Annotated in this window: 18 protein-coding genes; 13 read left to right on the top strand and 5 right to left on the bottom strand. The window is 65.6% G+C overall.

What is annotated here, in order from left to right:
* Window position 1 precedes the first annotated feature (1 nt).
* Together AC1EJR_RS22495 and AC1EJR_RS22500 are read right to left on the bottom strand one after the other, a co-directional pair.
* Window positions 2–1,384 (bottom strand): MmgE/PrpD family protein, encoded by a 1,383-nt coding sequence (locus AC1EJR_RS22495; protein ID WP_092293390.1) that lies wholly within the window; start codon window positions 1,382–1,384, stop codon window positions 2–4.
* 16 nt (window positions 1,385–1,400) lie between these two features.
* Window positions 1,401–2,570 carry an acyl-CoA dehydrogenase family protein gene (locus AC1EJR_RS22500; protein WP_477147571.1) on the bottom strand — a complete coding sequence of 390 codons (1,170 nt, stop codon included), beginning with the start codon at window positions 2,568–2,570 and terminating at the stop codon, window positions 1,401–1,403.
* Between the two features lie 284 nt (window positions 2,571–2,854).
* Between AC1EJR_RS22500 and AC1EJR_RS22505 the strand changes: the two genes are divergently transcribed.
* Window positions 2,855–3,883, top strand: a complete 1,029-nt coding sequence (locus tag AC1EJR_RS22505; RefSeq protein WP_477147572.1) for a tripartite tricarboxylate transporter substrate-binding protein — start codon at window positions 2,855–2,857, stop codon at window positions 3,881–3,883.
* A 33-nt stretch (window positions 3,884–3,916) separates the two neighbouring features.
* Here the strand turns inward: AC1EJR_RS22505 and AC1EJR_RS22510 are convergent, their stop codons facing one another.
* The gene (locus AC1EJR_RS22510) at window positions 3,917–4,819 is read right to left on the bottom strand and encodes a LysR substrate-binding domain-containing protein (protein WP_477147573.1); all 903 of its coding nucleotides are present in this window, start codon (window positions 4,817–4,819) and stop codon (window positions 3,917–3,919) included.
* A gap of 148 nt (window positions 4,820–4,967) precedes the next feature.
* Here AC1EJR_RS22510 and AC1EJR_RS22515 point away from each other — a divergent pair, with 148 nt between their 5' ends.
* The 11 genes from AC1EJR_RS22515 to AC1EJR_RS22565 all read left to right on the top strand — a co-directional run bounded on the left by AC1EJR_RS22515 (window position 4,968) and on the right by AC1EJR_RS22565 (window position 17,344).
* Window positions 4,968–5,882: an SDR family NAD(P)-dependent oxidoreductase gene (locus AC1EJR_RS22515; protein WP_477147574.1), complete on the top strand. Its 915-nt coding sequence runs from the start codon at window positions 4,968–4,970 to the stop codon at window positions 5,880–5,882.
* A 285-nt stretch (window positions 5,883–6,167) separates the two neighbouring features.
* Complete coding sequence (locus tag AC1EJR_RS22520; protein WP_477113733.1) at window positions 6,168–6,314, top strand: hypothetical protein; 147 nt, start codon at window positions 6,168–6,170, stop codon at window positions 6,312–6,314.
* Between the two features lie 467 nt (window positions 6,315–6,781).
* On the top strand, window positions 6,782–8,704 hold the full coding sequence (locus AC1EJR_RS22525) for a PrkA family serine protein kinase (protein ID WP_477147575.1): 1,923 nt from the start codon (window positions 6,782–6,784) through the stop codon (window positions 8,702–8,704).
* 72 nt (window positions 8,705–8,776) lie between these two features.
* Window positions 8,777–10,051, top strand: coding sequence for a YeaH/YhbH family protein (locus tag AC1EJR_RS22530; RefSeq protein WP_092293380.1), 1,275 nt, complete (start codon window positions 8,777–8,779; stop codon window positions 10,049–10,051).
* 57 nt (window positions 10,052–10,108) lie between these two features.
* Complete coding sequence (locus AC1EJR_RS22535) at window positions 10,109–11,644, top strand: SpoVR family protein (protein ID WP_092293378.1); 1,536 nt, start codon at window positions 10,109–10,111, stop codon at window positions 11,642–11,644.
* A 151-nt stretch (window positions 11,645–11,795) separates the two neighbouring features.
* Complete coding sequence (locus tag AC1EJR_RS22540) at window positions 11,796–12,695, top strand: LysR family transcriptional regulator (RefSeq protein ID WP_477113734.1); 900 nt, start codon at window positions 11,796–11,798, stop codon at window positions 12,693–12,695.
* 116 nt (window positions 12,696–12,811) lie between these two features.
* On the top strand, window positions 12,812–13,591 hold the full coding sequence (locus AC1EJR_RS22545) for an aldolase (RefSeq protein ID WP_092293374.1): 780 nt from the start codon (window positions 12,812–12,814) through the stop codon (window positions 13,589–13,591).
* A 54-nt stretch (window positions 13,592–13,645) separates the two neighbouring features.
* Window positions 13,646–14,971 (top strand): MFS transporter, encoded by a 1,326-nt coding sequence (locus tag AC1EJR_RS22550; RefSeq protein ID WP_477147576.1) that lies wholly within the window; start codon window positions 13,646–13,648, stop codon window positions 14,969–14,971.
* Window positions 14,968–15,588, top strand: coding sequence for a 2-hydroxychromene-2-carboxylate isomerase (locus AC1EJR_RS22555; protein ID WP_092293370.1), 621 nt, complete (start codon window positions 14,968–14,970; stop codon window positions 15,586–15,588). Before AC1EJR_RS22550 ends, AC1EJR_RS22555 begins: the two co-directional genes overlap by 4 nt.
* Window positions 15,589–15,826: 238 nt before the next feature.
* A complete protein-coding gene (locus AC1EJR_RS22560; protein ID WP_177219892.1) occupies window positions 15,827–16,096 on the top strand; it encodes a hydroxyquinol 1,2-dioxygenase in 270 nt (89 codons plus the stop codon).
* Window positions 16,097–16,138: 42 nt separating this feature from the next.
* Window positions 16,139–17,344, top strand: a complete 1,206-nt coding sequence (locus AC1EJR_RS22565; protein ID WP_477113736.1) for an MFS transporter — start codon at window positions 16,139–16,141, stop codon at window positions 17,342–17,344.
* Between the two features lie 12 nt (window positions 17,345–17,356).
* On the opposite strand, the gene AC1EJR_RS22570 is transcribed toward AC1EJR_RS22565, so the two are convergent.
* Both AC1EJR_RS22570 and AC1EJR_RS22575 read right to left on the bottom strand, forming a co-directional pair.
* Window positions 17,357–18,538 carry a helix-turn-helix transcriptional regulator gene (locus AC1EJR_RS22570; protein ID WP_092294323.1) on the bottom strand — a complete coding sequence of 394 codons (1,182 nt, stop codon included), beginning with the start codon at window positions 18,536–18,538 and terminating at the stop codon, window positions 17,357–17,359.
* A gap of 320 nt (window positions 18,539–18,858) precedes the next feature.
* Complete coding sequence (locus AC1EJR_RS22575; RefSeq protein ID WP_477147577.1) at window positions 18,859–21,225, bottom strand: mechanosensitive ion channel family protein; 2,367 nt, start codon at window positions 21,223–21,225, stop codon at window positions 18,859–18,861.
* Between the two features lie 279 nt (window positions 21,226–21,504).
* Between AC1EJR_RS22575 and AC1EJR_RS22580 the strand changes: the two genes are divergently transcribed.
* On the top strand, window positions 21,505–21,723 hold the full coding sequence (locus AC1EJR_RS22580; protein WP_092293365.1) for a hypothetical protein: 219 nt from the start codon (window positions 21,505–21,507) through the stop codon (window positions 21,721–21,723).
* Window positions 21,724–21,730 lie beyond the last annotated feature (7 nt).

Below are 21,730 nucleotides of genomic sequence, written 5' to 3' on the forward strand. Positions count from 1 at the left end.
GTCAGCGGGCGAACGGCAGCCAGTCGCGCACGTCGGCCGCCTGTTCGAGTTGCCAGACGCGCGCGATGATCGTGCGCATCTCGGCTTCCGTGGCGCCGTGCCGGAACGCGCCGAGCTGGATCGCCTTGGTCTCCAGTTCGGGGCGCGACAGCGTGTTGTCCGGATCACCCTTGGGTACGTCCACGCGGGCGCCTAGCGTGCGGCCATCGTTGGTGCGCACGGTCACGCGGCCAATCCACTGGCGCGGATAGGCGGCGTTGATCTCGTCGTCCAGCTCCATGGTGACCTTGTCGCGGAACGCGGCCACCTCGGCGTCGCGCAGCGCGTGCTCCTCGAATTCACCCAGCCCGGCGTGGGCATACCAGGCTACCAGCCCGAGCACGGTGCCCATCGAGAACTTGGCCTGATGAATGGTGCGCGGGTCCACCACCGGGCCGAGCACGTCGATGGCGCCCTGGTGTACATGGGCGGTGACGGCGGCGATGTCGCTGGCGCGCAGGCCATCGCGCTGCATCAGCGCCTTGAGCGCGTCGGCGGCGGGGTGCGTATGGCGGCACGAGGCGAAGAACTTGAACGAGGTCTCTGCCGTGGCCCAGCGCGTGCCCAGGCCATCGGTCAGCGCGGCGGGGTTGGCATCGCTCGACATGCCGGCAGCCATGCCCTGCGCCCCTTCGAGGATCTGCCGGGCGCCGGTAAAGCCCGCGCGGGCGAGCCAGGCCGACTGGAGCCCATCGGCGGCGGCCTTGGCCGTGTGCAGTTGCTTGGAGTCGGCGGCGTCGCGCAGGAATTCCCACAGGCCGGCGGCCTGCGTGCCGGCGGAGCCGAGCGCCTGGTTGATGCCTTCCGCATCCAGGCCAAACAGCTTGGCCACCGCCGCCGCAGCCGCCAGCGTGCCGACCGTGCCGGTGGTGTGGAACACCCGGTAGTGCGAGCGGCCCATGAATTCGCCGATGCGGATGCCGGCCTCGTAGCCGGCGATGCTGGCCAGCAGCACCTCGGCGCCGGTCTTGCCCTCGGCCTGCGCGGCGGCCACCACGGCCGGGAACACCACGGCGGCCGGATGCAGCACCGAGCCGTTATGCACATCATCCTGTTCCACCACGTGGGACGAGGCGCCGTTGATCAGCGCGGCGAAGTAGGGCGAGGTGCGGCGCCGGTCGACAAAGACCTCGGCGTCGCCGCCCTGCGGCCCCATCGCGGCGGCGAATTCCTGGATGCGGCGCACGGCGGGCGCGTCCTTGCCGGCGATGGCCGATGCCATCCAGTCGAGAAACAGGTCCTTGGTGCGCTCGATGACCGGCGCGGGGACGTCGTCGAGCGTCAGGCGGGCCAGGAAGTCGCAAAGCTGGCGCGTCGGGTATTGCGGTGCGGCTTGGTCGGACATGGGAATCTCGGCAATCTCAGTAGGAACGGGGCAGGTCCAGCACGTGTTCGGCCACGTAGGACAGGATCAGGTTGGTCGAGATCGGCGCCACCTGGTACAGGCGCGTCTCGCGGAACTTGCGCTCGATGTCGTACTCGGCGGCGAAGCCGAAACCGCCGTGKGTCTGCAGKCAGACGTTGGCGGCCTCCCACGAGGCATCGGCGGCCAGCAGCTTGGCGATATTGGCCTCCTTGCCGCAGGGCTTGCCGGCGTCGAACAGCTGGGCGGCCTTGTAGCGCATCAGGCTGGCCGCCTCCACGTTGACGAACGAACGGGCGATGGGGAACTGCACGCCCTGGTTCTGGCCGATGGGGCGGTCGAACACGATGCGCTCGCGCGCATAGCTGCTGGCGCGCTCGACGAACCAGTAGCCGTCGCCGATGCACTCGGCGGCAATCAGGATGCGCTCGGCGTTCAGGCCGTCGAGGATGTACTTGAGCCCACGGCCTTCCTCGCCGATCAGGTTCTCGGCGGGGATCTCCAGGTTGTCGAAGAACAGCTCGTTGGTCTCGTGGTTGACMATGTTGCGGATCGGCTGGACGGTCAGGCCCTTGCCGATGGCCTCGCGCAGGTCCACCACGAACACGGACAGGCCCTCCGACTTCTTCTTCACCTGATCCAGCGGCGTGGTGCGGGCCAGCAGCAGCATCAGGTCCGAGTGCTGCACGCGCGAAATCCACACCTTCTGGCCGTTGACGATGTATTTGTCGCCCTGGCGCACGGCGGTGGTCTTGAGCTTGGTGGTGTCCGTGCCGGTGGTCGGCTCGGTCACGGCCATCGACTGCATGCGCAGCTCGCCGGAGGCGATGGCCGGCAGCCAGCGCTGCTTCTGGGCCTCGGAGCCATGGCGCAGCAGGCAGCCCATCACGTACATCTGGCCGTGGCAGGCGCCCGAGTTGCCGCCGCTGCGGTTGATCTCCTCCATGATCACCGACGCCGCCGTCAGCGGCAGGCCGGAGCCGCCGTAGGCCTCGGGAATCAGCGCGGAGAGCCAGCCGGCCTGCGTCAGCGCCTGGACGAAGGTCTCCGGAAACGCGTTCTGTTCCTCCACCCGCTGCCAGTAGGCGGAGTCGAAACCCGCGCAGAGGTCGCGCACGGCTTCGCGGATTTCCGGGTAAATCTGGTCTTGGTCCTGTTCGGGAAGCATGGCAATGTCGGTCCGTGTCGAAGTGTGGCCATTATTCCCGAGGGGCCACGCCGGGGACATTCGGATTTGCCGAAGCGAGGCTTTGGGGCGGGGCCAGGGGGTTTGGGAATCTGGCCCGGCCGGTCCGGGGGGGCAGGGACCCATTAGGGGGAACCCTTGCACTTCACGGGCGCCGTGCTCCGCCTTCGGCAAATCGGAATTGTGCCGCGCGGCGATTGCTTCCACGCTGCGGCCATCGATTCTCAAACCAGACGCGTGGAACACGCGCACCCAGGAGACGCTGTATGAAATCATCCAGGCCGAAGACCGCCGTGATCGCCCATCATTGCCGAAACGTGCTGTGGGCGGCACTTGGCATGGCCGCCGCCGTGGCCCTGACCCTGCCGGGACGCAGCCACGCGGCAKATCCGTATCCGGCCAAGCCCATCACCATGGTCGTGCCATTCGCGGCGGGCGGCCCCACGGACGTGGTGGCGCGCTCGGTGGCGGCGGCGATGTCCAAGTCGCTGGGCCAGACCGTGGTGGTGGAAAACCGCCTCGGGGCGGGCGGCACGGTGTCCGCCGCCTACGTGGCCAAGGCCGCGCCGGACGGCTACACGATCCTGATCCATCACAACGGCATGGCCACGGCGCCGGCGCTGTACTCCAAGCTGTCGTACAAGCCGCTGACGGACTTCAGCTTCGTCGGCCAGGTGGCGGACGTGCCGATGACGCTGCTGGGCCGGCACGACCTGCCGGCCAACACGCTGCCGGAGCTGATTACCTATATCAAGCAGAACCAGAACAAGGTGAACCTGGCGAACGCCGGGCTGGGCGCCGTGTCGCAGCTATGCGGCATGCTGTTCCAGAAGGCCATCGGCGTGGAATTGCAGACGATTCCGTACCAGGGCACCGCGCCGGCGCTGACCGCGCTGCTGGGCGGTCAGGTGGATGTGCTCTGCGACCAGACCACGCAGACGCTGCCGCATATCAAGGCGGAGAAGGTGAAGCTGTACGGCGTGACCACGGCGGAGCGGATTCCCGCGCTGCCGAATACCCCCACGCTGCGCGAGGGCGGGCTGAAGGGCTTCGAAGTCAAGGTCTGGCACGGCATCTACGCGCCCAAGGGCACGCCGCCGGCGGTGATCGACAAGCTCAACGGCGCGCTGCGCGCCTCGCTGAAGGACCCGGCGGTGGCGGCGCGGCTCCAGGAACTCGGCGCGGTGATCGTGCCGGCGGACAAGCAGACGCCTGAGGGGCTGCGCACCTGGCTGGCGGCGGAGATCGACAAATGGTCGCCGATCATCAAGGAAGCCGGGGTGAAGGCGGACTGACGGCCCGCTGACCCCGGGGCGGCGGGAGACCGGCTAGACCGGCTCCCGCGCCGCCTCCACCAGATACTGGATCAGCGTTTCGGCGAACTGGGGCAGTTCGCGCCCGGGCCGGCGCACGAGCCGCAGCTCGCGGCGCGCCCAGTCGTCCTCCAGCCGGATAAAGCGCAGCACCTTGCGGCTGGCGTAGCGGCGCGCGCAACTGTTCGGCACGATGGCGATGCCGGCGCCGGCTTCCACCATCCGGCACACCGCGTCGAAGCTGCCCACCTGGATCCGCAGGCTGATGCGCTTGCCCATGCCATTGGCAATCCGGTCCAGGAAGGACTGGATCGCCGAGAACTGGTTCAGCCCGACGAAGCGGCAGCTATCGAGCAGATCGGCGAAATGCAGCGTCTTGAACGCCGGCAGCGGATGGTTGACCGGGGCGATCACGATCAGTTCGTCGCTGCAGAGCTGCATCGCGTCCAGGTCCTGGGTGGCCACCTCGCCGGCCACGATGCCCAGGTCGGCCGCGCCCGCGCCGATGGCCGAGACGATTTCGGCGGACAGGTGCTCCTCCAGCTCGACATCGACATCGGGGTTCTCGGACAGGAAGCGCGACAGCGCCGTGGCCAGGAAGGAGTTGGTGGCCGTGGTGTTGGCCAGCAGCCGGACCCGCCCCTTCACGCCCTTGGCATAGGGCCGCAAGTCGGAATGCATGCACTCCAGCTCGCGGAACACCTCCCGCGCGTGGCGCAGCAGGGCGTCGCCGGCCGGTGTCAGGCGCACGCCTTTCACMTGGCGGATCAGCAACTGGGTCTGGAACGCCTCCTCCAGCTGCTTGATGCGCGTGCTGGCGGCAGGCAGGGACAGGAAGCTGCGTTCGGCCGCCCGCGTCAGGTTCTCGGTCTCCCCCACGTTGAGGAAGAGGCGCAGGTCGGTCAAATCGTAGTGCATGGTTTCGTTCGTGCCAAAGGCCACTTTTGTGATTTGTGAATTCCAAAGTCAGCGCCGACAATCTATCGTATCTTGCGCCGCAATAAAACGGGGATGTTCCCCGGTGCGGCGGCAATGGCGCGCCAGTGCGCAGAACAGGAGCGAGACGATGAGCGGTTTGATGGCAGGCAAGGTGGTGGTGGTGACGGGCGCGGGTGGCGGCATCGGGCGTGGGATTGCCCTCGGCATGGCGGCGGCCGGCGCCAAGGTGGTGGCGAACGACCTGGGCGTGAGCATGACCGGCGAGGGCGGCGACGCCGGCCCGGCCGAGCGCGTGGCGGCGGAGATCCGCGCGGCGGGCGGCGAGGCCGTGGCCAACACCGACAGCGTGTCTGGCTGGAGTTCGGCCAATGCCATCGTGCAATGCGCGCTGGACCACTTTGGCCGCATCGACGCGGTCGTCAACAACGCCGGCAACCTGCGCGATCGCATGTTCTTCAAGATGAACKAGGAAGAATGGCGCTCGGTCATCGACGTGCACCTGAACGGCACGTTCTATGTCAGCCGCGCGGCGGCCAACTACTTCAAGGACCAGGAGAGCGGGGCGTTCGTTCATATGACGTCGACCTCGGGCCTGATCGGCAACCTCGGCCAGGCCAACTATTCGGCGGCGAAGCTGGGCATCGCGGCGCTCTCGAAATCCATCGCGCTGGATATGGCGCGCTTCAACGTGCGTTCGAACTGCATCGCGCCATTCGCCTGGAGCCGCATGACCAGCTCGATTCCGTCCGAGACGCCGGAGGAGAAGGCGCGCGTGGCGCGGCTGCAGAAGATGGAGGCGGGCAAGATCTCGCCCGTGGCCGTGTTCCTGGCCAGCGACGCCGCGCACGAGGTCAACGCCCAGATCTTCGCCGTACGCGCCAACGAGATCATGCTGATGAGCCAGCCGCGCCCGGTGCGCTCGGTGCATACCAGCGAGGGCTGGACGCCGGAGACCGTGGCGGAGATCGCCATGCCGGCCATGCGCAGCAGCTTCTTCGCGCTCGATCGCTCGCCCGACGTGATCAACTGGGATCCGATCTGATCCACGCCAAGCCATTGGCGGCGCCACACGTGTGATCGTGTGTGCGCCCGCTTCGGAAATTGCTGCGACGCAAAACGCCGCGCGCGCGGACCGTGGCACGCAAAGTGCTMGTACCGTCCCGCAGGGTGGCGGGCCAGCGCCGCGCGCACTTGCGCGGTGCGTGGCGCAGGCTGCCACCGGGAGCAAACGCAATGTCGGTGCATGCGCGCCGGGTCGGGCGTGCAGTGGGGCGTGCAATGCGAAGTCCGATTGGCACTCGGTGGTCGACACTGCTGACGGCCCCTCATGAATCTTCACGCGGCAACTTGCCGCAGCGAAAACACCGACGCCCGCGTGGTCATCATCGCCATGCGCGCGGTGGTCGAAAGCTATGTCATGAAGGCAGGCGCGAAGCTTGCCCGTCATGCTGCTGTGCGCACGCATTGCGCATGACGTCATGCGCGGATCGTTCGTTTGCACGATGGCGGATGGTCACGTGTCGCGGCATAGTGAAAGCGCTCTGCAGAAGCGATGTCGGTGCATGACCGACAGACGTGTCAGACGTTACTGGATTCGATGCATCGTTACACACGGCGTTGTGCACTTCACGCCGGAAAGGTGTAAGGTGTGTCACAAGCATGGTCAATGGCCCGTCGCAGCGGGATGAGAACAGCGAGGGATTCGTGCAGTGCGAAACGCGAAGCGAGTTGTGTTGCGTTGCGTGTCGCAAGGAACGAACGGACGTGCATCACACGTCAACTCTGTCCTCATGAACGCCGTTATTTGACTATGATGAAGTAAAGACTTCGCAACATGGCAACTCCGCCAGGCCGGGGTGGTGGAACGCAAAATTGCCGCGAATGTCTTAGGGGAGTCAAACTGCCTTCGCCTCGGACGTGGGACTCTGACGGGAGTGAGGTATGGACATTTTTGGCCACTACGCCACGCGCTTCGAAGCACGCAAGGAAGAGGAATACAGCATCCAGGAGTACCTGGAGATCTGCAAGAAGGATCCTACTGCCTACGCGACTGCTGCCGAACGTATGCTCGCCGCAATCGGACAGCCTGAACTGGTGGATACCCACCACGATCCTCGACTGTCCCGACTGTTCTTCAACAAGGTCATCCGGGTCTACCCGGCCTTCCGCGACTTCTATGGAATGGAAGACACGATCGAGCAGATCGTCTCCTTCTTCAAGCACGCGGCGCAGGGCCTTGAGGAACGCAAGCAGATCCTGTATCTGCTCGGGCCCCCGGGCGGCGGCAAGTCGTCTCTCGCGGAAAAGCTCAAGGCGCTGATGGAAGAGATTCCCATCTATGCGCTGAAGGGTTCCCCCATCCATGAATCGCCGCTCGGGCTGTTCTCTTCCGACGAAGACGGCAAGATCATGGAGGAGGACTATGGCATTCCGGTGCGCTACCTGAATACCATTCCCTCGCCGTGGGCGGTCAAGCGCCTGCACGAGTTCAATGGCGATATCACCAAGTTCCGCGTGGTCAAGCTCAGGCCATCGGTGCTGTCGCAGATCGCGATTTCCAAGACGGAGCCTGGCGATGAAAACAACCAGGATATCTCCTCGCTGGTCGGCAAGGTCGACATTMGCAAACTGGAGGATTTCCCGCAGGACGATCCGGATGCCTATTCCTATTCCGGCGGACTTTGCCTGGCCAACCGTGGCCTGCTTGAGTTCGTGGAAATGTTCAAGGCGCCCATCAAAGTCCTGCACCCGTTGCTGACCGCTACGCAGGAAGGCAACTACAAGGGTACGGAAGGCTTCGGCGCGATTCCGTTCGATGGCGTGATCCTCGCCCACTCGAACGAGGCGGAATGGCAGACCTTCAAGGCTGACAAGAACAACGAGGCATTCCTCGACCGGATCTATATCGTGAAGGTGCCGTACTGCCTGCGCGTGTMGGACGAGGTCAAGATCTACGACAAGCTGCTGCGCAGCAGTTCGCTCTCGGCGGCGCCCAACGCCCCGAACACGCTCAAGATGATGGCGCAGTTCGCGGTGCTCACGCGGATCAAGGAGCCGGAGAACTCGAACGTGTTCTCGAAGATGCGTGTCTATGACGGTGAAAGCCTCAAGGACGTGGACCCGAAGGCGAAGTCGTACCAGGAGTACCGCGACTACGCCGGCATCGACGAAGGCATGAACGGGCTGTCCACGCGCTTCGCGTTCAAGGTGTTGTCCAAGGTGTTCAACTTCGACAATACCGAGGTCGCGGCCAACCCGGTGCACCTGCTCTATGTGCTCGAGCAGCAGATCGAGCGCGAGCAGTTCCCGCCGGAGCAGGAAGCCAAGCTGCTCTCGTACATCAAGGAGTACCTGACCACGCCGTTCGTGGAGTTCATCGGCAAGGAGATCCAGACCGCTTACCTGGAATCGTATTCCGAGTATGGCCAGAACATCTTCGACCGTTACGTGGTGTTCGCCGATCTGTGGATCCAGGACCAGGAGTACCGCGATCCGAACACCGGCGAAATCCTCGATCGCAACGCGTTGAACGATGAACTCGAGAAGGTGGAGAAGCCCGCGGGGATCTCGAACCCGAAGGATTTCCGCAACGAGATCGTCAACTTCGTGCTGCGGGCGCGCGCCAACAACGGTGGCAAGAACCCGGTCTGGACCAGCTACGAGAAGCTGCGGATGGTGATCGAGAAGCGCATGTTCTCCACCACGGAGGACCTGCTGCCGGTGATCTCGTTCAACGCGAAATCGACGCGGGAGGACCAGGACAAGCACGAGAACTTCGTCAACCGGATGGTGGAGAAAGGGTACACGCCGAAGCAGGTTCGACTACTGGTGGAGTGGTATCTGCGCGTCAGGAAATCGTCGTAACAGCAACCGGACGCGGTCTCCTTCATCCACGCGACCTCGCGGTTGCGGCTTATCAAGGCGGGCGGACGGCTTATGGCTACGGTCATCGATCGGCGCGAAAACGGCGGCAACAAGAGTGCCGTCAACCAGCAACGCTTCATCAAGCGATACCGCGAGCAGATCCGGCAAGCGGTGGCGAAGGCGGTGTCCGGCCGGAAGATCATGGACATCGAGCAAAGTGGCCAGGTGTCCATTCCGGTCAAGGACATCACCGAGCCGGTGTTTCATCACGGCCAGGGCGGCAAGCGCGAGTGGATTCACCCCGGCAACAAGAAGTTCGTCCGGGGTGACAGCTTCGACCGCCAGCAGCAGGGCAGTGGTGGCGGCGGCTCGCGGGCCAGCGACAGCGGGGAGGGCGAGGATGATTTCGTCTTCACCCTGTCGCGCGAGGACTTCCTGAATTTCTTCTTCGAGGACATGGCGCTACCGGACCTGGCCAAGCGCCACCTCGCCAAGATCGCCGAGGTGCGCAAGGTGCGCGCCGGGTTCTCGATCGACGGCACCCCATCGAATCTCTCCATCCTGCGCACGATGCGTAGCTCGCTCGGCCGCCGGATCGCGCTGTCGAGCCCGTACCAGAAGCGTCTGCGCGAACTCGAAGCTGCCTACAGCGAGGAAATCGAGGCGCACGGCCCCTATACGGACACGGCGGTGGAGATGATGGAGAAGATGCGGCACCTGCGCGCCTGCGTGGACCGCGTGCCCTTCATCGAAAAGCTCGACCTGCGCTACAACAACCGCGTGCTCAAGAAGCGCCCGCAGGCCCAGGCGGTGATGTTCTGCCTGATGGACGTGTCCGGCTCGATGGACGAGAGCCGCAAGGACCTGGCCAAGCGCTTCTTCATGCTGCTGTACCTGTTCCTGAAGCGCAACTACGAGCGGATCGACGTGGTGTTCATCCGTCACCACACGGTGGCCAAGGAAGTGGAGGAGGAAGACTTCTTCCACTCGCGCGAATCGGGCGGCACGGTAGTGTCCAGCGCGCTGAAGCTGATGGTGGAGGTGATTCACGACCGCTATCCGGCGAGCCAGTGGAACATCTACTGCGCGCAGGCGTCCGATGGCGACAACTGGGCGGGGGACTCCGAACTGTGCGGCCGGCTGCTGCGCGAGTCGATCCTGCCGCTGGTGCAGTACTACGCCTATGTGGAAGTGGCATCCGAGGAACCGCAGAACCTGTGGGAGGAATATCTCACGGTGAAGAACCAGTTCGAGCACTTCGCGATGCAGCGCATCATCGGTGCCGACGAGATCTACCCGGTGCTGCACGATCTCTTCCAGAAGCGGGCCGCCTGGCCCGGCAGGTAGCGGCGCGCCGGCACGGCGGCGCATCCGCGTACGTTCATGGGATAAGGGAGGAAGTTCATGGCTTACCTATCCACAGGCTCGGAGTGGACCTTCGAGCTGATCCAGCGCTATGACCGCGAGATCGCCCGCATTGCCGGCGAGTTCGGGCTCGACTCGTATCCGAACCAGATCGAGATCATCACCGCCGAGCAGATGCTCGACGCGTATGCATCGGCCGGGCTGCCGGTGGGATACAACCATTGGTCGTACGGCAAGCATTTCCTCTCCTCGGAGCGCAGCTACCAGCGCGGCCACATGGGGCTGGCCTACGAGATCGTGATCAACTCCAATCCGTGCATCGCGTACCTGATGGAGGAGAACACGATGCCGATGCAGGCGCTGACCATCGCGCACGCCTGTTACGGGCACAACTCGTTCTTCAAGGGCAACTACCTGTTCCGCACCTGGACCAACGCCGACGCGATCATCGACTACCTGCTCTTCGCCAAGAACTACGTGGCCGAGTGCGAGCAGCGCTACGGCGAGCAGGAAGTGGAGTTGCTGCTGGACTCGTGCCATGCCTTGCAGAACTACGGCGTGGACCGCTACAAGCGGCCCAAGAAGCTGTCGATCACCGAGGAGCAGGCACGCCAGACCGAGCGCGAGAGCTACCTCCAGATGCAGGTGAACGATCTCTGGCGCACCTTGCCCAAGCACCGGTCGCATCTGCTCAAGGAGGAAGAGGAGGCGATGGAGCCGGAAATCGCCTTCCCGCCGGAGCCGCAGGAGAACCTGCTGTACTTCATCGAGAAGAACGCGCCCAAGCTGCAGCCGTGGCAGCGGGAGATCGTGCGCATCGTGCGCAAGATCGCGCAGTACTTCTATCCGCAGCGCCAGACCAAGGTGATGAACGAAGGCTGGGCCACGTTCTGGCACTACACGATCCTGCACCAGCTCTACGAGGAGAAGCTCGTCAACGACGCCTTCATGCTCGAACTGCTGCAGGCCCACACCAACGTCATCTACCAGCCGCCGTACCACAGCCCCTACTACAGCGGCCTGAACCCCTACACGCTGGGTTTCCTGATGTTCCAGGACCTGCGCCGCATGTGCGAGAACCCGACCGAGGAGGACCGCCGCTGGGCGCCCGAGATCGCGGGCAGCGACTGGCGCCAGACGCTGGACTTCGCGATGCGCAACTTCAAGGACGAAAGCTTCCTGCTCCAGTTCCTGTCGCCGCGCGTGATCCGCGAGCTGAAGCTGTTCTCGGTCCTCGACGACGATCGCGAAGGCAAGCTGCGCGTGACGGCCATCCATGACGACGAAGGCTATCGCGCGATTCGCCAGCTGCTGGCGAACCAGTACGACCTCTCCAACATGGAGCCCAATATCCAGGTGACGAACGTGGATGTGGGCGGAGACCGCTCCCTGACGCTGCGCCACCTGCAGAGCGACCGCCGCCCGCTGGCACACAGCTTCGACGAAGTGGTGCGCCACGTGACGCGCCTCTGGGGCTTCACCGTGCGGCTCGAGGTGGCCTACGAGGACGGCCGGCGCGAACTCAAGTACGAGTGCAAGCCGGAGCGGAAGCACCAGCATCGGAAGGCGGCTTAAAAAACTGGCACGAACGTTGCTGTACAGATACCCGCACTCGGCCATGCCCCATGGCTGGGCCGGGTATCTGCGCATTGCGGCCGCATGCGGCTGCTGTACCGTGTCGACACATCACTAAACTGGCCCTTCCAGGGAAGCCAGCCGCTCCCCCATGGATACGCCTGACCGTCTTCTCCGCATTTTCCTTCGTATTGCCGAACTCAAGTCGCTGTCCAGGGCGGCGGAGGATCTCGATCAGACCCAGTCGGGCGTCAGCCGGCAACTCGCCACGCTGGAGGCGCAGCTCGGCAAGCCCCTGTTCGTGCGAACTGGCCGTGGCGTGGCCTTGACCGAGGCTGGGCAGAAGCTGCAGGAGGCCCTCGAAGGGCCGTACCGCGCGATCGACCAGGCTGTGGATGCGATCCGCGATGCCCACGGCACCACGCAGGGAACCGTCCGGCTGGCAATCGTCCACACGGTCAGCTATTACTTCATCGCCGACGTGGTGGCCAGCTTTGTCAGCGCCCATCCCAACGTCAATCTTTCGCTGATGGGACGCAGTTCGGCCGATGTGGTGGCGCTGGTGGAAAGCGGCAAGGCCGATCTTGGCGTGGTCTACGACACCGCGGTCGATACGGCCACCCTGACCACGCATCCGCTGTTCGAGGACGAGATGTGCCTGGTCACGCTGCAGCGTTCAGATGGGCTGCAGTCCGCGTCCCAGGACGGGCTCGACTTGCGCGGCCAGCCGCTGCGCCTCGTCGGCTTTCCGCACGGCTACGCGCTACGCCGGATGGTGGAGAGCGCCGGGTTGCAGCCCACGTATGTGGCCGAGGCCGAGACTGTCGATGCCATCCTGAAGCTGGTCTCTGCTGGCGTGGGCGATTGCATCCTGCCGTGCCGGCTACCCGACAAGCTGCTCCACGAGTACGGCCTGCACAAGCTCAAGATCCGCAGCCCGTTGCTGCGCCGCCGTATGGTGGCCGTCACTCACGCCGCCCGCCACGCGCTGCCGCTGGCGGACGTCCTGCTCGCCTCGGCCTTGCAGGTGGCCCGCACCCTCAAGCCGTGACGCAGTGAGATAGCAGCTATGCGCGTGGCTACATAGCACGGCAGGCGCCTGGTTTTCATACTTCCCTTCATGCCCCGCACCGGTTGCCGGATGGCATTCCACGGAGAAGAGAAGACATGAACGCCCCCCTCAGAGACAAGTCGTACTTCGACACGCGCGCCACCAACGAGATGGCGAGGCACCTGCGCAACAGGCCGCGCACCATGCAGGAGACCATGGCCTACGCCTGCCGCATCCTGGCGATGACCGAGCAGGAAGCCGGTCTGGCCGGCCAGATCAGCGTGCGGTCGGAGCGCCCCGGCGCCTACTGGACGCTGCGCTTCGGCCTCGGTTTCGACGAGGCGACGCCGGACGACTTCATCGAGGTGGATCGTGACCTCAACACGCTGACGGGCGATGGGATGCCCAACCCCGCCACGCGTTTCCATCTGTGGGTGTACGACGCGCGCCCGGACGTCAATTCGATCATCCATACGCATTCGCCCTGGGCCTCGGCACTGGCCGCCGCGCGCCAGCCACTGGTCATCGCGCAGATGGACATGACGCCGTTGCACGACGATTGTGCATTCCTGGGCGAATGGCCCGGCGTGCCGATCGCGGACCAGGAGGGCGTGATCATCTCCGCAGCGCTGGGCGACAAACGGTCGATCATCCTGGCGCACCACGGCTACCTGACCGCGGGCAAGACCTGCGAGGAAGCCACCTATCTCTCGGTCTACCTCGAACGCGCCGCGCGGATGCAGATCCGTGCGCAGGCTTTCGGCCCGCTGACGCCCGTGGACGATGCGCTCGCCCGCGAGGCCCACGACTACCTGCTCAAGCCTTCCATCGTCAACGCCACCTTCGCGTACTGGGCGCGCCAGACGCACGGCATCGCGCCGCTGCCACCCGCCTGAGTGCCTGCCGCCGGCGCATGGCCGACGGCTTATCCGAATCCAAGGAGCGTTACGATGAACAAGATTCCTGCCGCGCGCTCACGCCGCGCGTATATCACCGCGGGCCTGGCGAGCATGATGGGCACGACGATCGAATGGTATGACTTCTTCCTGTACGGCACGGCCGCCGCACTGATCTTCAACAAGATCTTCTTTCCGTCATTCGATCCCCTGACGGGTACGCTGGCGGCCTTCGCCACCTACTCGGTGGGGTTCTTCGCCCGGCCGCTCGGCGGCATCGTCTTCGGCCATTTTGGCGATCGGATGGGCCGCAAGTCGATGCTGCTGATCACGCTGTTCATGATGGGTATTCCCACGATCCTGATTGGCCTGATTCCGTCGTACGACAGCATCGGCTACTGGGCTGCCGTGGCGCTGGTGCTGCTGCGGTTGCTACAAGGGATTGCGGTCGGCGGCGAGTGGGGCGGCGCGGTGCTGATGGCCGTGGAGCATGCGCCCGAAGGCAAGAAGGGCTTCTTCGGCAGCCTGCCGCAGGCTGGGGTCGCGCCGGGGCTGGTGCTGTCGTCGCTGGCGATGGGGATGGTGGCGACGCTGYCGGAGCAGGACATGCTGACTTGGGGCTGGCGCGTGCCGTTCCTGGCGAGCGTCGTCCTGCTGGCGGTAGGCTGGTTCATTCGCGCCAAGGTGGCCGAGTCGCCGGACTTCGAGCAGATGAAGAAGCAGGGCGAGAAGGTGGAAATGCCGGCAATGGTCGTGCTGCGCCAGTATCCGCGCCAGGTCCTGACCGTGGTGGGCGGCCGGCTGGCCGAGGTGACTTGGTTCTACACGGTGGTCACGTTCGCGCTGGCCTATGCCACCGGCACGTTGGGCATCCCCAAGACAGTGATGCTCGACGCCACGGTTTGGGGCGCTGCCATCGCGCTGTTCACCATGCCCCTGTGCGGCATGCTGGCGGATCGCATCGGCTTCAAGTGGGTGTTCATGGCCGGTACGGTCGGCATCCTGTTGTTCTCGTCGCAGTTCTTCGACCTGTTGCAGTCGCTGGATCCACGCAACATCACCATCGCGCTCTCCATTGCCATCGGGCTGGTCTACGCCTGTCTCTATGCACCGGAAGGCAGCCTCTTTGCCGCGCAGTTCCCCGCCGAGGTGCGCTACAGCGGCATCTCGATTGCCGTGCAGGTCTCGGGCGCCATCGGAGGCGGGCTGGCGCCGATCGTCGCCACGTCGCTGCTGAAGTACGGCGGCGGCAGCCCGACCTATATCGTCTGGTACCTCGGTGCGCTGAGTGTCATCGCATTCGTGAGCGCGGCCTGCATGCGGGAAACAGCACTGGTCGGCTTGCCGGTAGCGGCGGTCAACGGGAGCCGACACGTATGACCCGCGCGAACCGACCTGTCATCGACTATTACTTCTGGCTGAATTCGGACTGGGCGTATCTGGGCGCGGATCGGCTCGATGCGCTGGCGCGGCGCCAGGGCGTCGAGATCCGGCACAAGCCCGTGAACCTGCCCGAGGTGTATGCGCGAACAGGGGGCGTACTGCTGGGGCAGCGCTCGCCCGAGCGGCAGCAATACCGCATCACGGAACTGGCGCGGTGGTGCCGCCACCTGAACATCCAGGTCAATCCGCTGCCGAAAACCATGTGCCCGAACGCGGACCTCGCGTCGGGCATCGTCATCGCCGTGGATGCGCAGGGGCTGCCGGTGCTGGAGCTGTACAAGGCCATCCTCCGCGCGCAATGGTGCGAGGAGCGCGATATCTCGTCGGAGGCCACGCTGCGCGAGATCCTCGCCGCGCAGGGGTTCAACGCGGACGCGACGCTTGTGCGGGCGCGCTCGGCAGACACCCAGGAGACATACCGGCGCAATACCGACGAAGCCGTGGCCGCCGGGGTATTCGGTTCGCCGTCGTATGTCTTCGACGGGGAGTTGTTCTGGGGCCAGGACCGGCTGCACATGCTGGAAGTGACTGTCGCGGCGCGGCTGTCGGCGTAGGCCGTACGGGGCGAACTGCCGATCCGGCACGTCGCCCCGTCCTTTTGTACGCCTTTGTATCTGGCCGCACGCGCGATACGGGACGCGACACTAAGGGGGCAAATACGCCACGAGCGCGATACGTGAGCGGGCTTAAATAGCATCCATGGCAGCGCAACGCGACAACGACACAGCGGATCGCTGCCTTGGCATCACACACGACTGCAACCCGCTCACGCATCCACCAAGGAAATCGATCATGTCCAAGACCTTCACCTCCCGCCTCGTTCTCGCCGTTGCCCTCGCTGCCGCCGCTGTCGGCGCACAAGCTTCCGTCCTTGGCGCCCGCGACCCGTACAGCGATGGCGCCCGCGCCGTGCAGAGCGCGCGGGATGTGTTCAGCGAAGGTGCCCGCTCGGCGACGGCGGCCCGCGACCCGTACACCGAAGGCGCCCGCTCGGCGGACCCGTATCTCGACGGCGCCCGCTCGGTGCAAGACCAGCGCAGCCCGTTCACCGACGGCGCCTGACGCCTGACGCCGGATCCCCCCTTTTAGAACCAGGAGAAGCCAGTGTTGGTTGCTACCACGCAGGAAGACCGATCGCTCAGGCTGTTTGCTGGACTTGGCCTGTTCATCATGGCGCTGTCGCTGAGACCGGGCATTGTGTCGATGGGGCCGCTGGTGCATGCCATTCAGTCGGAATTCGGCATGAAACACGCGGAGGCGGCGCTGCTGACCGCCATTCCTGACCTGTGCATGGGTATCTGCGCGATCTTCGTGCCGGCAATCGGCCGCCGCTTCGGCGGCGACCGGGTGGTGCTGTTCTCGCTTGCGTTGTTGGGCGTGGCGTTGGCCCTGCGGGCATTCGCCGGATCGCCCGGCAGCCTGTTGTTCGCCACGCTGCTGGTTGGGATTGGGGTCGCGATTTCCGGGCCGCTCCTCGGCGGCTGGATCAAGAGCCATTTCTCCGGCGAGGCCGCGTTCTTCATGGGCATCTATGCCGCCGGGCTCGGTATCGGGGCAACGTTGGCGGCGGTGGGTAGCGAGGTCATCGCCCACGCCGGTGGCGGCTGGCGGCTGGGCGCCGGCATCTGGGCCGTGGTCTGCGTCCTCGCCATTGTGAGCTGGCGCCGCCTGACATCGGCATTTCCGTCGAAGTCGCACGCTGCCCGTGTGGAAGCCGCGGTCAGCCGTGCGCCATGGCGCTCGGGGCGGGCCTGGCTGATTGCCATGTATTTCGGGATCGGTCAGTTCATCTGCTACGCCTGCTTCGCCTGGGTAGGGGAGAGCAGCCGGGAATTGCAGATCAACGCGCTGAGCGCGGGTGTCAATCTGGGCTTGTTCGCCGCAATGATCGCGATCAGCAGCTTCCTGTCGGGCTATGTCACCGGCAAGTCATTGGACCGTCGCGGCTGGCTGGCCTGGGCGGCTCTGCTCTCGATAGGGGGCGCCGGCGTGCTTTGGTGGTCGCCGGGCATGTTCGGGGTGATGCCGGTGGTGGCGCTCGCCCTGGGCCAGGGCGTCTGCTTCGCCTTGGCCATGACGCTGCCCCTGGACAACACCACGTCCCATCATGAAGCGAGCCAATGGACCGCCTTCATGCTGTTCGTGGGCTACCTTGTTGCCGCGCTTGGACCGTTTGTCTTTGGCTTCCTGCGCGACGTGACGGGGCATTTCCAGGCATCCTATGGGGTGCTGGTTGCCGCATCGGTGGCGCTGCTGGTGCTGACGCCGTGGCTTGCGCCACGGCTGCGGGAAGACACCGCCGATGCCTGATGCGCGAGGGAGTTATCGCAGCTTGGCCGCCCTCGGCCGGGCTGTCGACGACGCCCCGGCCCGGTCCAGATCCACGCCCGGCAGCAGGTGCAGCAGCCGCACCAGTTCCGACTGGCGGTGCGTGCCGGTCTTGCGCAGCGTGTCGCGGATATGCACGCGCACGGTGTGGGGCGACAGGAACTCGCGCTCGGCGATCTCGTTCAGCGTCTCGCCGGCGGCGAGGCGGATGGCGATGATGCTTTCCTTCTTCGACAGGCCGAACAGCGACGTCAGCACGGCGGCGTCCAGCACCGAGCGGGACTCGGAATTGCCCAGCAGCATCATGGCCGCCGGCAGTTGCCACGGGCCTTCGACCGGCTGGCGCGAGACCAGCGGCATGACGATGATCGGCACGGGCTGGCCGCCCGACGTGATGTGCATCCAGGATCCCGCCGCGGCGCCGCCGTTGCGGCCGCCATGGACGGCGGCCTGGAGCAGGTCGCGCAGCACGCCTTGCAGGGATTCCGGCCGCGCGCGCAGCAGGCCGTTGTCGAGCGCCAGGTTGGCGTCGGCCTGTACCAGCGATTCGGCCCAGCTGTTGGCGTAGCGCACGCGCATGTCCGCCTGGAGCACCATCACGCCGAAGTCGAGGGTATCGAGGCCGGCCAGTCCCAGCGAAGCCAGGCCGCTCAGCTCGAAATTGCGGTGCTGCATGCGGGCGGCGCGAGCCCAGTGGGGCATTACCTGCGCCAGGCGGCGCTCGCGGTGGTCGGCGGGCATGAAGTCATCGCAGCCGCCGGGTGTGGCGCTCATCAGCACGCAGACTTCGGAGGTGTCGAAGAGCCGCACGCCCCGGGCGAGGCCCATGCAGTCATAGCCGCCGCCGGCCGCCACGGGTTTTGTCAGCAGTTGGGTGTCGGCACCGGATGCCATGGCGACCGATGCCGGTACGGCGTCTGCGCTGGCGAAGTGTCCCGGGAGGGCGCGCATGCTGTCCGGCATGGTGCCGACGCTGGTGTAGCAGCCGTTCGGCGTCACGCCCAGGCGTGCCTGGCCTGCGAGCTTGTCCCAGATCAGGTAGCGCGGGCTGCCGGTGCAGGTGTAGCGGGAAAAGAGGTCGAGCGCCTCTGGCATGGCCGCCACGTCCATGGCGGATTCATAGATGCTATCGACCAGACGATGGAAGACATCGTCGGCAGACGGGTGTTCGCCCATTTTCATTTCCCCCGGTGGCAAACGCCTTTTCCTCAGGACCACTGCGGCGAGGCGTGGTCCCCTGTTTTATGTTTGGATACTGCCGGCCGGGGGTTGGCCGGCCGTCACGACGATGATCCCGCACAAGCCTTGTATCGGGCCATCCCGCCTTGGGAGGGAGCCGGCAAGGGCGCGGTCCCGGCCAATCTGGCGCGGGCTCGCGTGATAGTAATGCGCGGCCCCTGTTATTTGAAGCATTCCTGGCGAATGTTCCGGCTTTGCATTGCACAAAAGCGACAACTTTGTGACGGCTGGGGACAATGCTGCACAACCGGGGGGCATTAGGCCGATTTCCCGGCAGTCCGCGTGACGAGTCCGACGCCCGGCGGGGTGGCCTCCGCGCCAGGCTTGCCGCCGGCGCTGTCCAGGCTGATCCCCCCGCCATCCACGCGCACGGTCAGTTGTGGCGCGGCCATGCGGATGCCGGCTTCGTCGAAATTTCGCTTCAGCCGCATGTTGAAGCCCCGCGTGATCTCGGCCTGCATCAGCGGCCTGGTCTTGAACTGCGCCAGCACGACGATGCCGTTGGGGTCGAAGCGGTCGAGCCCCAGGATATCCAGCCCCGAGAGCAGGTTGCGGCTGTAGCGGTGGTCGCGGGCCAGTTCGGCGCCGGTCGCCCGGATCACCTCGGTGGCGCGGTCGATGTCGCTCTCATAGCCCACCGCGATGCTGAACACGGCGAACGCATAGCCGCGCGACAGGTTCTTCACCGCCTTGATCTGGCTGTACGGCAGCGTGTGCAGGGCGCCCTTGCCGTCGCGCAGCTTCACCGTGCGGATGGTCATGCCTTCCACCACGCCGGCGTGGTCGGGTAGCTCGATCGAATCGCCAATGGCAATCGAATCCTCGATCACGATGAACAGGCCGGTAATCAGGTCCTGCACCAGGCTCTGGGCGCCGAAGCCGATGGCCAGGCCGACCACCCCGGCGCCCGCCAGCAGCGGCGTGACATTGACGCCGAGATTGGCCAGCACCGCGATCATCGCAATGACCAGCAGCCCCACGAACGACGCGTTGCGCACCAGCGGCAGGATGGTCTTGGCGCGCAGGCTCGGCTGCTGGCCGCGCCCGTGGCCCGGCGTCAGCGTCTGGGTAATGGCGGTGTCGATCAGCAGCCAGACCAGCCACGCCAGCAGCACCACGCCGACCACGCTGAGGATCGATTCGGTGATGTGCCGGCCCAGCGTGGTCGAGTCGGCCAGGCGGATGATCGACGAATTCCAGACGCGCGCCACCAGTTCGACGAACGCCATCCAGATGATGACGCGCACCAGCGCGATGCCGAAGCGGGCAAAACGCTGGATATAGGCCGAGCGCCGGCGGTCCCGCAGGCGCGGCGCGCGGACCGTGGCCTTGGGCKAGCGGCCCGCCACKAGCGTCAGCAGCAGCGCCGCCACGAACAGCGCCACCGTGACCACGGCGCGGCGCAGGAACTCGTCGGCATGCCCGGTAGCCATGATGGTGCCGACCACGGAGGACAGCACCACGGCCAGCATCGGCAGATACCAGGCATGCCCGGCCAGGCGCAGCAGGTCCACGATGGCCGGGTGGGCCTGCCGGAATGCCAGCGGGCGCAGCGAGATCAACTGGCCGACGGGGCGGCGGAAACGCACCGCAAAGACGGCAATCAGGATGGCGGCGAGGATGTTGGCGAGGGTGCCGACGAGCGCGGCGAGATTGACGCCCAGCGCGGTCACGATGCGGGGGTCGGTACTGGCCTCGCCCAGCGCGGCGAGCGCGCCGGTCACGAAGAGCAGCCATGGCGAGTGCTTGAGCAGGTCTCGTATGGCGTTTGATCGGTGCGCGGAGTGGAACAGCGCGAAGATCACCTGGCACGTGGCAGACATGATCGCGCCGGCCACGATCGCATACGCCACCATCACGCCGCCCATGCTGGCCGGCGTACGGCCGTAGACCTTGTACGCGAGCAGCACGGTCATCGCGAATGCCACGACCCACGGCCCGATCCGGCGCAGAAAATAGATGCCGACATCCATCCACGACGGCACGGAGGGCAGGTGGGCCGGCTGCGCGGGCCGCAGGCGATTCCGGTGGATGCGCCGCGACAGCTCCCAAAGCAGCCAGCCGGTCAGCGCCCAGCCGGCGAGGATGGTGGCGAACTCGCGCACGGACATGAACGCCGGGCGGGTGTCGCGGACCGTCAGCGCCTCGCGCCATTCCTCCCCGGCGAACTGGATGCGCCAGCCCCAGTAGTGCCACGCGCCGTGGTCCTTGCGCGGGGCCTTGTCGATTTCCTCGAGGGCMTTGGCAACGGCGCCGATCAGCCCGGGCGAGGGCGAAGGCGCGGATGCGGCCGTTGCCGCCACGTCCGAGGCCGCAGCGGGGGCCGAGGCGCCGCCCGCCGCCACGCCGCGCCGCAGTGCCTGCAACTGGCTAACCAGATTCTGGCGCTCGACGTCGTTCTGCAGCGTGGAAATGACTTGATCCAGCGACTGGGCGAGCGCCGCGCTGGCGGGCGCGGCTGCGGGTGCGGGTGCCGAGGCCGGCGGCGGGGCCGCCTTCTTCTGACTCAGCGCGAGCGCGGCCAGCGGGCCGCCGACGGCATGGGCAGCCAGCGGCAGCATGCACGCAACAAGCACGAAGCAAAGCCAGGCCAGCCAGTCAGGACGATGCGGGATACGGGGCATGAAAGGGGCGCAGCGGCAAGAGCCTTCGGCCGCATGGGGGGGCGAAAAGACAGGATCGCGCCACTGTAGCGCATCGCCCGCGCCGATGCGCTATCGGGCCGGCCGGACGGGATCGACGGAAATTCAAAAAAACTGAATGACTGATTGGAACTTCATCCCCGTATCGGTCACATCGAAGGTCTAATATTCAACCCATGGACGGCGAACACGAGCCAAAGCAAACGAAGTCACCGCCCAAAAGACATTCAAATTCACTTAATGACATACCGGAGAGAAATCATGACCAAGACCACCGCCCTCAAGATCGCCGCTTCCCTGATCGTTTCGCTGGCCACCGTCGGCGCCGCCCAGGCTGGCACCGTGCCCGCCGATCAGTATGGCTACCAGTTCCGCACCGGCGTGCCGGCAGACCAATATGGATATGGCTTCCGCACGCACGACACCTTCACCGATGGCGCCCGCAGCTTCGATCCGTTCCTGGATGGCGCCCGCGGCTGATGGTTGA

The organism is Cupriavidus sp. 05T42 (genome assembly GCF_056396345.1).

Excerpts from the sequence above, each read along its gene's own strand:
- AC1EJR_RS22535 (WP_092293378.1), top strand. The coding sequence starts at position 10,109 with ATGGCTTACCTATCCACAGGCTCGGAGTGGACCTTCGAGCTGATCCAG.
- AC1EJR_RS22530 (WP_092293380.1), top strand. The coding sequence starts at position 8,777 with ATGGCTACGGTCATCGATCGGCGCGAAAACGGCGGCAACAAGAGTGCC.
- AC1EJR_RS22495 (WP_092293390.1), bottom strand. The coding sequence starts at position 1,384 with ATGTCCGACCAAGCCGCACCGCAATACCCGACGCGCCAGCTTTGCGAC.
- AC1EJR_RS22540 (WP_477113734.1), top strand. The coding sequence starts at position 11,796 with ATGGATACGCCTGACCGTCTTCTCCGCATTTTCCTTCGTATTGCCGAA.
- AC1EJR_RS22520 (WP_477113733.1), top strand. The coding sequence starts at position 6,168 with ATGAATCTTCACGCGGCAACTTGCCGCAGCGAAAACACCGACGCCCGC.
- AC1EJR_RS22555 (WP_092293370.1), top strand. The coding sequence starts at position 14,968 with ATGACCCGCGCGAACCGACCTGTCATCGACTATTACTTCTGGCTGAAT.
- AC1EJR_RS22580 (WP_092293365.1), top strand. The coding sequence starts at position 21,505 with ATGACCAAGACCACCGCCCTCAAGATCGCCGCTTCCCTGATCGTTTCG.
- AC1EJR_RS22570 (WP_092294323.1), bottom strand. The coding sequence starts at position 18,538 with ATGGGCGAACACCCGTCTGCCGACGATGTCTTCCATCGTCTGGTCGAT.
- AC1EJR_RS22560 (WP_177219892.1), top strand. The coding sequence starts at position 15,827 with ATGTCCAAGACCTTCACCTCCCGCCTCGTTCTCGCCGTTGCCCTCGCT.
- AC1EJR_RS22545 (WP_092293374.1), top strand. The coding sequence starts at position 12,812 with ATGAACGCCCCCCTCAGAGACAAGTCGTACTTCGACACGCGCGCCACC.